The organism is Dyadobacter fanqingshengii (genome assembly GCF_023822005.2).
Taxonomy (GTDB): Bacteria; Bacteroidota; Bacteroidia; order Cytophagales; family Spirosomataceae; genus Dyadobacter; species Dyadobacter fanqingshengii.
In genome coordinates this window covers 3,177,893-3,191,385 of the sequence record NZ_CP098806.1, presented here as the reverse complement: position 1 = coordinate 3,191,385, position 13,493 = coordinate 3,177,893, and the positions used below count along the sequence as shown (strand labels likewise).

General features: G+C 43.6%; 13 protein-coding genes. 10 read left to right on the top strand and 3 right to left on the bottom strand.

Features of this window, described 5'->3' with window-relative positions; all coding sequences use genetic code 11:
* Positions 1-14: 14 nt before the first annotated feature.
* The gene (locus tag NFI81_RS13360; protein ID WP_234611951.1) at positions 15-629 is read right to left on the bottom strand and encodes a hypothetical protein; all 615 of its coding nucleotides are present in this window, start codon (positions 627-629) and stop codon (positions 15-17) included.
* Positions 630-715: 86 nt separating this feature from the next.
* Positions 716-1,339 carry a DUF502 domain-containing protein gene (locus NFI81_RS13355; RefSeq protein ID WP_234611952.1) on the bottom strand — a complete coding sequence of 208 codons (624 nt, stop codon included), beginning with the start codon at positions 1,337-1,339 and terminating at the stop codon, positions 716-718.
* Between the two features lie 159 nt (positions 1,340-1,498).
* Between NFI81_RS13355 and NFI81_RS13350 the strand changes: the two genes are divergently transcribed.
* The 10 genes from NFI81_RS13350 to NFI81_RS13305 all read left to right on the top strand — a co-directional run bounded on the left by NFI81_RS13350 (position 1,499) and on the right by NFI81_RS13305 (position 12,874).
* A complete protein-coding gene (locus tag NFI81_RS13350; protein ID WP_234611953.1) occupies positions 1,499-2,578 on the top strand; it encodes an Ldh family oxidoreductase in 1,080 nt (359 codons plus the stop codon).
* A gap of 15 nt (positions 2,579-2,593) precedes the next feature.
* On the top strand, positions 2,594-3,631 hold the full coding sequence (gene mltG / locus NFI81_RS13345; RefSeq protein WP_234611954.1) for an endolytic transglycosylase MltG: 1,038 nt from the start codon (positions 2,594-2,596) through the stop codon (positions 3,629-3,631).
* A complete protein-coding gene (locus NFI81_RS13340) occupies positions 3,631-4,044 on the top strand; it encodes an acyl-CoA thioesterase (RefSeq protein WP_234611955.1) in 414 nt (137 codons plus the stop codon). The genes mltG and NFI81_RS13340 overlap by 1 nt, the downstream gene beginning before the upstream one ends.
* Before the next feature lie 11 nt (positions 4,045-4,055).
* Positions 4,056-4,979 carry a YihY/virulence factor BrkB family protein gene (locus tag NFI81_RS13335; protein ID WP_234611956.1) on the top strand — a complete coding sequence of 308 codons (924 nt, stop codon included), beginning with the start codon at positions 4,056-4,058 and terminating at the stop codon, positions 4,977-4,979.
* A gap of 122 nt (positions 4,980-5,101) precedes the next feature.
* Positions 5,102-6,094 carry a glycosyltransferase gene (locus NFI81_RS13330; protein WP_234611957.1) on the top strand — a complete coding sequence of 331 codons (993 nt, stop codon included), beginning with the start codon at positions 5,102-5,104 and terminating at the stop codon, positions 6,092-6,094.
* A gap of 31 nt (positions 6,095-6,125) precedes the next feature.
* Entirely contained in the window at positions 6,126-6,752 is a 627-nt protein-coding gene (locus NFI81_RS13325) for an L-threonylcarbamoyladenylate synthase (protein ID WP_234608099.1), read from the top strand.
* 103 nt (positions 6,753-6,855) lie between these two features.
* Positions 6,856-7,515 carry a WbqC family protein gene (locus tag NFI81_RS13320; protein WP_234611958.1) on the top strand — a complete coding sequence of 220 codons (660 nt, stop codon included), beginning with the start codon at positions 6,856-6,858 and terminating at the stop codon, positions 7,513-7,515.
* Positions 7,516-7,580: 65 nt separating this feature from the next.
* The gene (locus NFI81_RS13315; RefSeq protein WP_233852246.1) at positions 7,581-10,121 is read left to right on the top strand and encodes an ATP-dependent Clp protease ATP-binding subunit; all 2,541 of its coding nucleotides are present in this window, start codon (positions 7,581-7,583) and stop codon (positions 10,119-10,121) included.
* Between the two features lie 155 nt (positions 10,122-10,276).
* A complete protein-coding gene (locus NFI81_RS13310) occupies positions 10,277-11,959 on the top strand; it encodes a carboxylesterase family protein (protein ID WP_234611959.1) in 1,683 nt (560 codons plus the stop codon).
* Positions 11,960-11,989: 30 nt separating this feature from the next.
* Positions 11,990-12,874 (top strand): sugar phosphate isomerase/epimerase family protein, encoded by an 885-nt coding sequence (locus NFI81_RS13305; RefSeq protein ID WP_234611960.1) that lies wholly within the window; start codon positions 11,990-11,992, stop codon positions 12,872-12,874.
* Positions 12,875-12,944: 70 nt separating this feature from the next.
* Here the strand turns inward: NFI81_RS13305 and atpH are convergent, their stop codons facing one another.
* A complete protein-coding gene (gene atpH, locus NFI81_RS13300) occupies positions 12,945-13,481 on the bottom strand; it encodes an ATP synthase F1 subunit delta (protein WP_234611961.1) in 537 nt (178 codons plus the stop codon).
* Positions 13,482-13,493 lie beyond the last annotated feature (12 nt).

Genomic DNA, 13,493 nt, shown 5'->3' with positions numbered 1-13,493 from the left:
TAATTCGGTAAGTATTAATATGTTTCCAGGACTTTCAGTTTATTCCTGCTGTTTATTTTAAGCGACGAGAAAGTCAGTTTGTAACAAACAAAACCTGCTGCAATAAATGCGCCGCCTACAACCAGTGAAGATGCATCGGTTGTAAATCTTTTGTCGTCAATTCCTTTGTTGAAAAAATCGGCCCCAACATAAATCAGCCCGGCGAGCGGCAGTAATGGGGCTAATTGCGAAATGAAAGGAATTCGACGGGACACTTTCATCAGGCGGATATCTTTTAAAAGGATTTCCTGATAATCCATTCTTCCAACTGCCTCATTGATAATGGCAATGCTGAAAGATGAATCACTGACGCTGGCTATGGTTTCGTTGAAGCGGATGGTTTCGTTGTGCATCCGGAACTTGATGTTGTCGCCGGGAAAAAAGCGGTATCTGTGAAAACCGCCGATCATCGGGGAGGCGTCCAGCACCAGGTATTTTTGTCCGGGCGTTGCAATCACGCGGCTTGTATTGCCTTGTTTGAGAAAAAGTTCTTCGCTCGTGAGTGCCTTTCTGGCATCATAATGGTCCTGCGACCAGGCCTGGAGACTCCCTGTGACTAGTAAAATGACGATAACGAAAAGCTGTCTCATAGCAATAAAAGAATGGTTCAAATATAGGGAATCATTCTTTTAAACGGGCAAAAGTGTTGCATTGTTGCTCATATTTTAAGTGTAAATTAATCTCCCTCAGCGGTTTCCTCCCGCGGAACTTTTACGGAAACACCGCCCGAAACGAGCATTTTCATCACATCCGTTGAACTTGCATCCAGCAACATGACGTGCTCCGCGGGAACAATGAACAACTCACCTGATAATGAGTAGGATAGGGGCATATAAACAGCCACATGGTCTGCAATGTTCAGGTGACTGAGATCTGTTTGTGTAATAAAGCCAATCTTTTTAATCTGCGTTTCCTTGTACATGGTCACCAGCACGGGCTGGTTGAATTTCTTTTTGTCCCCCACAAAAGCCAGGATCAGGTCTTTGATCGAATAATAAATCAGACTCACCAGCGGAATGCGCCGCATAATGCTTTCGGCGAATTTTAAAAACGACTGCGGAACAATGGTCGAGAAGAAAAATCCCAGTAAAATGATGAACAGAATGATCAGCAAAATGCCCAGACCGGGCAGATAGACGTATTCATTATTGGAAATGGGAATGTCAATCGAAATAATGTTATCCAAATATTCGATGCCGGTCCAGATGATCAGTCCTGTCGCGTATAAAGGCGCCACAAGGACCAGTCCGCGGATAAAATAACGGATAATGCGTTTTAAAACAGAATTCTTACTTTCCATTGGGATTGTTTCCGTTAGCTGGCGGACAGAGCGGTCGAGGTGAACAGATTTCTATGAAATATTGGACGATGCAAATTGAATTAGGATATTTGCAGCGCCCTGATTGCAAATCCGGGGAATGCAGGCAAAATTAAAAAGAAGTTCACTCATTTGACGTATATGTATCAGGCCAGTTATTTAAAACATTTCACGGAGGAGGTTTTTCTTGCCATCGGATGCTCGTCGGAAGAGGCTAAACTCGCTTCAACGGTCCTGATAAGTGCCGACTTACGTGGCGTGGATTCCCACGGCATTGCCCGTTTGGCCGGTTATGTGCGTCTTTACGATCATGGAAGGCTTAATCCAACGCCGGAAGTGAAAGTGGTTTACGAAACGCCGAGCACCGCTGTTGTGGACGGTGACCGGGGATTAGGTTTGGTAGTTGCGCCGAAAGCGATGGAAATTGCGATGGAAAAGGCTGAAAAAGTCGGTTCCGGCTGGGTTTCTGTTCGTAATTCAAACCATTTTGGCATTGCAGGATATCATGCGATGCTGGCTTTGGAAAAGGATATGATCGGCTGGACCATGACGAATGCTGCACCATTGGTAACGCCGACTTTTTCATTGGATAAATTATTGGGAACCAATCCGATAGCCGTTGCCGTGCCAGCTTTGACAGAACCTGCATTTGTTGCAGATTTTGCTTCGACGGCGGTTGCTTACGGTAAATTTGAAATATTGCAGCGCAAAGGTTTACCTGCTCCGCTCGGTTGGGCGCAGGATGCGGAGGGAAATGCTACAACAGATTCCAATGCTGTGAAAAGTGGGGGAGGTTTGCTTCCGCTGGGCTCTGACCGGGAGCACGGAAGCCACAAAGGTTATGGACTGGGAGCCATTGTGGATATATTTTCAGGTGTCCTTTCGGGTGCTAACTTTGGCCCGTGGGTTCCGCCATTTGCGACAGCCGGATTTATGACAGCACAGCAAGGCGTAGGATTGGGAACGGGACACTTCCTGGGCGCCATGCGCGTGGATGGTTTTCGTCCCGCCGAGGAGTTTAAGCAGGATATGGACAAGTGGATCAAAGCATTCCGAGGCGCACGGGCTGTGGATGGCCAGAAAGTGCTCATTCCCGGTGACCCTGAGCGCGAAAGTGAAGCGGACCGCAGCGTAAATGGCATTCATTTGCTCGAACCCGTCGTTTTGTCATTGGAGGAGTTGGCCAAAAGATTTGGCATACCCTTTGAAATCAATTTATAATTAGCCGTATCACTTATGTCGCGTAATTTCAAAGTAGGGTTGTTTGTTACGATAGCAATTCTTACCACCACATTTACATTTTACTTTTGGCAGATCTTCAAAACACCGAATCTGCAAATGGATAAGCAAACGAGCTTTGCTTTGCTGATCCCTGAAAAGGCTACATATAAAACCGTTTTGGACTCATTGAACAAGCATGATGTGATCAATGACCATATTTCGTTTCAGTTTTTGGCCAAACTTTTGAATTATCCTGAGAAGGTTAAGCCGGGAAAATATGTGATCAAGCCTAATTCCAACAACTACGAAGTGGTTAAGAAGCTTTCAGCCGGGAATCAGGATGCTGTGAAGCTGACTTTTAACAACATCAGGCTGAAAGAGGATTTAATCACCAGAATTGGCAGCCGTTTTGAGTTTGGGGAAGAAGGTTTCAGGAAGGCTTTGAACGATCCTGCGGTTTGTAATAAATACGGACTCGATACGCTGACGATTGTTTCTATGTTTTTACCCAATACTTATGAGATTTACTGGACAACCGGCACGGAGAAATTCCTGGACCGGATGCACAGCGAGTATAAGAAATATTGGAATGAAGAAAGAACCGCAAAAGCAAAAGCCATTGGATTAACACCCGTTCAGGTTTCAATTTTAGCTTCTATTGTGGAAGAAGAACAGGCACGGAAAGTGGATGAAAGGGCCAAAGTGGCAGGACTTTACATGAACCGCCTGAATGCGCAAATGCCTTTGCAGGCTGATCCGACTATTAAGTTTGCATTACAGGATTTCGCAATCAAGCGGATCTTGAATGGTCAGCTTTTGATAAAATCCCCATATAACACGTATGTAAATGTAGGCTTGCCTCCCGGCCCGATCCGTGTTGCAGACCTTAATTCGCTGAATGCTGTGCTGAATTACGACAAGCACGATTATGTTTATATGTGCGCAAAGGCGGATCTTTCCGGTTACCATGCATTTGCGACCAATTATGCGGATCACCTGAACAATGCACGCATGTATCAGGCTGAGTTGAACCGCCTTAAAATCATGAAATAATGTTCATTCACGAAGTGAAGGGCGTAAGGGTCCGGTACGCGGATACGGATCAGATGGGATATGTGTATTATGGAAATTATGCGCGTTATTACGAGATCGGCAGGGTAGAGGCACTGCGCAGTCTGGATTTTCATTACAAAGTGATGGAGGACGAGGGCGTAATGATGCCGGTTTATGAGAACCGCTCGCGTTATATTAAACCCGCCCGATACGATGACGAATTAAACATTCGGGTTACGTTACAGGAAATGCCTGGCATAAGAGTTGTCTTCCATTATGAGATCCGCAATCAGCTGAATTTGCTGCTGAATACGGGCGAAACAACCCTGGTTTTTCAGCGGCGTGACAATGGAAAGCTTTGCATGGCCCCCGAGAAGCTCCTTAACAAGCTGAGACCGTATTTTGAAATCTAATGTAATTGCCTATGCTTGAGAAACTGTTAAAGAACCGCCAAATTAAACGGTTAATCGTTTGGTTACAGCAAACCGTATTCCTGGGCGGGACAGTTTCTTTGTACGACATTCTGGTGAACCTGGTGAGGAGCAACCGGAAATACGACATTGACCAGCGTGCGTCGGCGGTTGCTTACAGTCTCACGCTGGCATTGTTCCCGGCGGTGATCTTCCTCTTTACATTAATTCCCTACATTCCCATTGAGCATCTGGATCAGCAAATTATGGATTTGCTGCGTGAAAATCTCCCGAGTGGGATTTATGACGATGCCGACCAGACCATTATGGACATCATCAGCAGGCCAAGAAGCGGCGTGCTATCATTCGGTTTTATTTTCGCCATGATTGCGTCGACGAACGGAATGATGTCGTTAATGCGGTCCTTTGATATGGTTTATGATGACAATGATACGCGTGGTTTTCTGAAATTGAGAGGCATTGCAACGCTGCTGACATTACTGCTGATCGTTGTGCTTTTTGTTTCCATTATTCTGCTAATCGTGGGCGATGGGGTGATGCATATTTTGAGCGAGTGGAACATTGTGCGTGAAACCTGGATGATCAGTTTGCTGAACATTACGCGTTATTTGATCAGTTTTGGATCGTTAATGCTTACTATTTCAATGATTTACAGGTATGCTCCTTCTCATGGCAGGCAATTCAGTTTTATCAATGCGGGAGCCATTATTTCCTCTGTCCTGATCATGTTGGCGACCTACGGATTTTCATTTTACCTTTCCCGTTTCAGCTCTTATAACAAGCTTTACGGCTCCATCGGAACGATGATCGCGCTCATGATCTGGCTTTATCTGCTGGCCTTTGTGATCATTCTTGGTTTTGAAATCAATGCCGGAATCAACACTGCAGCGAGGGCAAAAACCATTGGGAAACGGTGATTTACCGCAAACTAATTACTTTTCTGACATCGTTCGTTTGTTGCTAATTTTGTTTCTTACAGCTTCATAAAAAACTAAAAACAAGGCTGTGGGGACCGGAATCGCGATACTGCGTGTTGAAAATGAAAGAAAAGGAAAAACCACTAGTGACTGTTATCCTGACAGCCTACAACCAGGAAAAATACATTGCTGAAACACTCAAATCTGTATTTGACCAGACTTACACAAACCTCGAACTCATTGTCATTGACAATGCCAGCACAGACGACACATTACTGGCCATTGAGGCGTCCAAAAATGTTTCAGGGAATTTTTTATTGATCAAAAACAGAAGAAATTGCGGCCTGTGCACCGCTTTTAATCATGGACTTTCTATTGCAAAAGGGAAATACGTGATCGATCTTTCGGGCGACGATCTGCTGCTGCCCGACCGCATTGAAAAGCAGGTGGAAGCATTTGATCTGCTTGCTGACGATTATGCAGTAATTTTTTCCAATGCCAAATACATTAATCCGGCAGGAAAAGAACTCGACAATCATTACGCAGTGAATTCGAATGGCAATGCAATCAGGCAAGTCCCTTCCGGCGATGTTTATAAAAATGTGCTGGAACGATACTTCATATGCACGCCTACCATGATGATGCGGACCAGCACGATGCTTGAACTCGGTGGTTATGATGAAACGCTTACATTCGAAGATTTTGACTTCTGGGTGCGCTCTGCGGCTAAATACAAATATTTTTATCTTGACGCAGTCCTCACCAAAAAGCGCGTTGTTCCTACGTCGCTTTCTTCGATGGTTTACAAAAAAGGAAGCGGTATGCTGGCATCCTATTATGCAGTTTGCAACAAAGCTTACGACCTGAACAGGGACCAGAAAGAATTTGATCTTTTGGCCGCACGGATCCGTACATTTATCAGAAAATGCTGGTATGCACAAGAATTTGAGCTGGCGGTTCGTTTTCGGGTTTTACTGAATTACATTGAGAATCCGGGATGGCAAACAGAGCTCATTGTTTTCATGTGCAGACTTCATCTTCCTGTCAATTTTGCCTATCGTTTTTACATCAAAAACTTAAAAAAAGCGCTTAGTCAGGAAGGTTTTAGCTTTTAGAAGTGTTATTTCAAAAAAGTTGCTATTGCCTATGCCTGCTGAGTTCATAAAAATTTACCCGCAAAATCCTGACGAAAGACGAATCCGTCAGGTCGTTGACGTGCTTCGAAATGGCGGTCTGGTTATATATCCAACGGACACTGTTTATGGACTCGGATGCGACATTTACAATTCCAGAGCTGTTGAAAAAATCGCCCGCATTAAAGGGATTAAGCCTCAGAAAAATGACTTTTCCTTCATTTGTTACGATCTGAGCCACATAGCAGATTTCGCCCGGGTTGATAATTCCGCTTTTAAGATCATGAAAAGGGTTTTGCCCGGACCTTACACCTTTATCCTGGAAGCCACAACAGCGGTTCCCAAACTTTTGAATACCAACAAGAAAACCGTAGGAATCCGAGTCCCTGATAATAACATTGCACGACTGATCGTAAAAGAACTGGGAAATCCGATCGTAACAACATCTATCAAGGACGATGACGAGATCATCGAGTATTCCACTGATCCTGAACTGATTTACGAAAAATTCCAGCATCAGGTGGACATCGTGATTGACGGCGGTTACGGCGGGAACATTGCTTCGACGATCGTGAAAGCCGACAGCGATGGATTTGAAATAATCCGGGAAGGACTCGGAGACATTAGTGTGTTTTCATAAGGCGAAATTGTAATGTTTTAAGTTCGTTTGGTACAATGCTGCCTGTGTAAAATATTTATTATAAATTTTTTGATAATATCATAAGGCTTTACCATATTTGATAGTGTCAGAAATTTTGAGTAGCCGTAACGGGATTACGGGAATACGGATCGAATTACAGTATTTGCCTTGTCTGGCGTATTTTACCTGTTTTTTAAAGTACGACCGTATTTATATTGACATTGAAGAGCGGTATGTGAAGCAGACTTACAGGAACAGATGCAGCGTGTTAACTGCGAATAAAGTAGATCAGCTGACAGTTCCGGTTCAAAAGTACGAGGCAGCCACCCCCACAAAAGATATAAAGATTGACTACGGCCAGGATTGGATCCGCCGCCATTTAGGCTGTTTGCAATCAGCTTACGGAAAATCCCCGTTCTACGAGTTTTATGCCCCGGAGCTTTTGCAGATATACGACAAAAAATTAGCATATCTCGTTGATTTGAATTATGAATTATTGACAATTTGTCTTAGATTGGTAGGAGTTAAAAAGGATGTGCAGTACAATTTGTCAGGTGCGGTAATCGAAGCAAGCGGAGCATTTAACGCTATTTCCCTCATTAACAACAGGAAAAGCTCATTTTCGCCGGAATTTTACAAATCTGAGCCTTACTATCAAACTTTTGGGAATGATTTTGTAAGCAACCTGAGTATTATTGATTTACTATTTAATATGGGGCCGGAAGCAAGAAGTGTTTTGTTAAGATCCTGTAAGTTCCAATAAAGCTATTTTGAACAAACGAGGATCAAGTAGCGTTTAGAATATTAAACACTTTTTATTGCTGCATAATGGAAGCAAAATTTTCGAATAGAGTGAAAGAAGTAATCACGATGAGCCGGGAAGAAGCGCTTCGCCTCGGTCATGATTACATTGGAGCAGAGCATTTGTTGCTGGGAATGATTCGTGAGGGAGACGGAGTTGCGATTGGCTTGTTAAAGAAGCTTGGCGTTTCTCTGGATGATGTCCGACAGACCATTGAACAGGCAACAAAGGGCGCAGCGACCAATAACGTTAAGAATTTGCAAAATATTCCTCTGACAAGACAGTCGGAAAAAGTTTTGAAAATTACCTATCTGGAAGCCAAAATATTTAAGAGTAATTTGATCGGGACGGAGCATTTGCTGCTTTCGATTTTGCGTGATGAAGACAATGTTGGCACCCAGATTCTTCATAAATTTAATGTTAACTACGAAGTCATCAAAGAAATGTTAGAATATCAATCATCAGGGTCGAAGCCGCATATGGGGCCGGAGACCGAAGACGGAGATGATGAGGCAAGAGGTGGCATGTTTGGAGGAGGAAGCGGCTCCGCATCTGGAAAAGAATCGAAAGGAGCAGAGAAATCCCGGACTCCTGTGTTGGATAACTTTGGACGTGACCTTACCAAAATGGCTGAGGTTGGTAAATTGGATCCGATCGTTGGACGTGAAAAAGAGATCGAGCGTGTTGCCCAAATCCTTAGCCGTCGTAAAAAGAATAACCCCATCCTCATTGGTGAGCCCGGTGTAGGTAAAACTGCCATCGCAGAAGGTCTTGCATTAAGAATTGTTCAGAAAAAAGTGTCGCGTGTGCTTTTCGGAAAACGCGTTGTTACCCTTGATTTGGCTTCTCTGGTTGCCGGAACAAAATATCGCGGGCAGTTTGAAGAGCGTATGAAGGCGGTTATGAATGAATTGGAAAAATCTCCGGATGTGATCCTGTTCATTGACGAGCTTCACACAATCGTGGGTGCAGGTGGCGCCTCTGGTTCTTTGGATGCTTCAAACATGTTCAAGCCTGCATTATCACGTGGAGAAATTCAATGTATCGGTGCGACGACATTAGACGAATATCGCCAGTATATTGAGAAGGACGGTGCATTAGCACGTCGTTTTCAAATGGTGATGGTGGATGCGACTTCAATCGAGGAAACCATTCAGATCCTTGAAAACATCAAGGACAAATACGAAGATCACCACCACGTAAACTACACGCCGGAATCGATCAGCACTGCTGTGAAATTGTCAGAGCGTTACATTACAGACCGTTTCTTGCCAGATAAGGCGATTGACGTTTTGGATGAAGTAGGAGCGAGGGTTCACATCAGCAACATTACAGTTCCCGAAGACATTCTTGTTCTTGAAGAGCAGATTGAAAATATCAAGCAGGAAAAGAACAGGGTTGTTAAAAGTCAGAAATATGAAGAAGCAGCGCAATTAAGAGATCGTGAAAAGAAATTGATCGACCAATTGGAGCGCGCTAAACTGGCTTGGGAAGAAGAAACAAAACAAAAACGTTACACTGTAACGGAGCATAATGTAGCCGAAGTGGTTGCCATGATGACCGGTATTCCGGTGACGAATGTTTCCATGGACGAAGGCAAGAAATTGCTGAACATGGCTGACGAATTGAAGGCGAAGGTAATCGGTCAAAACCCGCCGATTGAAAAGCTTACCAAAGCAATTCAACGCACAAGGGTTGGCTTGAAAGATCCGAAAAAACCAATTGGTTCATTCATTTTCCTTGGACCAACGGGCGTAGGTAAAACGGAGCTTGCTAAGGTGCTTTCATCTTATCTGTTTGATAAGGAAGATTCACTGGTGCGCATTGACATGAGCGAATACATGGAGAAATTTAGTGTATCGCGTTTGGTAGGAGCGCCTCCGGGATATGTGGGTTACGAAGAAGGTGGCCAGTTGACCGAAAAAATCAGACGCAAGCCTTATAGCGTAGTTCTTTTGGATGAGATTGAAAAAGCGCACCCGGATGTGTTTAACATTCTGTTGCAAGTGCTTGACGATGGAATCCTGACAGACGGTTTGGGACGCAGAGTGGATTTCAGAAACACGATCATTATCATGACTTCAAACATTGGAGCGCGTGATCTGAAAGATTTCGGATCTGGAATCGGTTTCTCAACCAAGGCCAAAACTGAAAATCAGGATGATATCATGAAAGGCACCATTCAAAGTGCACTTCGGAAAGCATTCTCCCCTGAATTCCTGAACCGTTTGGATGATGTGATCGTGTTTAATTCGCTTCAACGCGAAGATTTGCACAGAATCATAGACATTTCACTAGGCAAATTGTTTAACCGTGTGAAAGGTTTGGGTTACGAAATTGAATTGACAATTCCTGCGAAGGACTTCCTATCGGAAAAAGGATATGATCCACAATACGGAGCGCGTCCTTTGAACCGGGCGATCCAAAAATATCTTGAAGATCCCGTAGCAGAAGAAATATTGAAAGGCGATTTGCGCGAAGGCGATGTGCTGGTTGCCAATCACGAAGAGAACAGTGAACAACTTGTTATCAGTGTTCGTAAAAAAGAAGAAGAGCTTGCCAATTAACCGGCAGATCTTTTAAAGTAACAATGCTTGAAAGGCGGATCATTTGATCCGCCTTTTTTTATGTTAACATTCATTAGCAAGAATGAAATGCAGATTTTAGCAAATTGTCGTTATGATTTAGTTTATATTTAGCCCAAGAAAATTATCATATCGAGATGAGAATCAAATTTTGGAATGCTGCTGTTTTTACGGTTTTGGGCTTATTATTAAACATTGCTGATTTACACGCGCAGAAACTTCCTTCCGGCCCGCAAGTCCTGACGTTCCATTCCGATGCTGATGATACAGAGCAACCTTACGGCCTTTATCTTCCTAAGAATTTTGATGAAAATAAAAAATATCCGCTGGTAATGATGCTCCACGGCGCCGGTTCAAATCATCGTTTGGCGCTCAAACGTGTGTTTGGAAAAACCAATGAAGAAGGCGAAACGGATGTTGAAGCAAGCCGTTATTTCCAGCCTTGGGAAGATGTGGACTTTATTGTAGCGTCGCCTTATGCGAGAGGAACGGCGGGTTACCAGGGCATTCCGGAGGAAGATGTTTATGCTGTTCTGGATGATGTAAAAAAGCGCTTCAAAATTGATGAAAATAAAACATACCTGACTGGTTTGTCGATGGGTGGCGGCGGAACATTATGGATTGGACTTACTCGTCCAGACATTTGGGCTGCCATCGCACCAGTTTGCCCAGCTCCGCCGGAAGGAACATTTGACCTGGCATCCAATGCGTTAAATTTTCCCGTTCACTTTTTCCATGGTGATGCAGATCCTGTTGTTCCTGTTGCAGGCACGCGGAAATGGGTTCAGCATTTGCAGGATATTGGCGTTGAAGTGAGTTATAAAGAATTTGTAGATGTAAAGCACGATAGCTGGGTGAGCGCTTATGATAATGAATTCATCTTTGAATGGCTCGGTCATGCGGAGCGCAATCCATTTCCTGATCGTGTAAAATTTGTTAGTAAGCAGTATAAGTACAACAAAGCATTCTGGGTTCAATTTGATAAAATGAATCTTGGAACATTGGCTGAAATCGATGCCAATCTCAATAAGCCTAATGCTGCAACGATTACGACTAAAAACCTTTCTGCATTCACGGTTAACCTAAAAGGGCATCCGAAATTCAATGCTTCGGCCAATGTAACTTTTACTATTGATGGAAAGGCAGTTAATGCGAAAATGGACAGTTCTGTTTCTTTTGTCCAAAATAATAATGTCTGGACAGTGGCGACGAGCCCAATTGCAACGGCCATAGTGAAGAAAAAAGGAGCCGAAGGGCCGATTTATGATGCATTTTCGAGCCGTCATATTTATGTATATGGCACAGCTGACAATCCATCCCCCGAAGAGTTAAAGAAGCGCGTGGAAGTTGCTAACCAGGCCGCTGACTGGTCACATTACCGAGGCGAGTTTCTAGGTCGGATCATGTTTTTTCCAAGAGTTTTGTCTGATAAAGAACTTCGGCCGAGTGACATTGAAAGCAGCAATCTCATTCTGTTTGGAACAAAAGAAACGAATGCAATGATTGCGAAATATGCGGACAGGCTTCCCTTGCATTTAAATGCAGCCGATAAAACGCACGGTTTGCTTTATGTTTTTCCTATTGACAAACATTATGTCGCCGTTAATTCCGGTTTGCCTTGGTGGAGCGGCGCGGAGGATAAGGGCTTTCCATTCGTTTCCGTCATGCATCGCAGACTTCCAGAATTTAAAGATCTGTTCTTTTTTAAGGATTCATCGACAAACACCATTGTTGACGGCAGATTTTCTGACGATTGGAAAATCACGGAAGAAATGAAAACGAAGCTTACCAATTCAGGAGCGATTACGATTACCAAATAATATAACCAACCCCAATTTCGACCAAGACAAATGAACTACAACGAGAAGATTTCACGGAAATCATTCATGAAGGCGAGCGCTTTTATGTTGGCGGCTCCCATGCTTTCTAAGCTGGATTTTGCAGCAAAAGCACCTTCTAAAATAGGTTTACAGCTTTACACCCTGCGTCAGGATCTTTCCAAGGATCTGGAAGGAACATTGAAAAAGGTGGCGGCAATTGGCTACAAAGAAGTGGAACTGTTCGGATATAATGACGGAAAGTTCTTCGGAAAAACGCCAAAGGAATTCAAAGCAATATTGAACGGACTTGGCCTTGATCCCGTAAGCGGACATTATGGTGCAGGCGTTCAGATGAAGGATCAGAAAGGCACACTTTCGAATGACTGGCAACGTGCTGTTGATGATGCAGCTGCCATCGGCCAGAAATATGTGAATTGTGCATATCTGACAGATGGTGAAAGAAAGTCTATTGAAGATTATAAAAAATATGTTGACCTGTTCAACAAATCAGGTGAGGTTGCTAAAAAGGCAGGTTTGCAGTTCGGTTATCACAACCATGATTTTGAGTTCAAGAAAATGGACGGTCAGCTTCCTTACGACCTTATTGCCAGCACTGATCCGGACTTGGTTAAGCTTGAACTGGACTTGTATTGGATCGTGAAAGCAGGTCTGGATCCGGTTGATTTGTTTAAGAAATATCCAGGTCGTTTCCCACTGTGGCACGTGAAGGATATGGATAAGGGTGATCAATCATTTGCTGAAGTTGGAACTGGCTCGATTGACTTCAAAAAGATCTTTGACGCTCGTAAAATTGCAGGAATGACGCACTTTTTTGTTGAGCAGGATGTGGCTAAAATTCCAGCGCTTGAAGCGATCGACATTAGTTTCAAGAATGTTACAAAAATGAAAGTATAGCAACATCTGGACATAAAAAAAGACCTGGCCGCATAGCAGCCGGGTCTTCCAAATTATGCAGATAAAAATATCAGTTTACAAACTGTAATTTAAGCTCGTTAAGACGGCTTCTCAGTGATGCGTCAATTTGGCGGTCATCAATGGTAAGCACATATCCACCTATTAGATTTGGGTCAATTTTCTCAGCTAATTGCACGGTGCGGCCCGTTGCGGCAGTAACAATGTCCGTGAACTGCTTGCGAAGCTCATCAGTCAATGGCGTTGTAGTTGCCACCGTTGCTCTTTGTATGCCTTGAAATAGATTGTAAGCTTTTACAAACTCATTCGCTATTTCGTCAAGGATCGCTTCCCTGTTTTTCTTTGTGATAATGGTGAAAATCGCGTAAGAAACTTTATTGACGCGGGCCTCGAAGAGCGCCTTCAAAATATTCATTTTCTTCTCGTGACGCACAACCGGGCTTTTCAATGCAAGCATTAAGCCCCTGTTTTTATCAGCCGTATCCTTAAATAAAAGCATGTCCTGATAAACAGCTTCCAGAACATTTTGTTCTTTGGCTAGCTCGATCAGCGATTTTGCGTATCTGGAAGCAACTATACTTACTGACATCGTGAATTAATT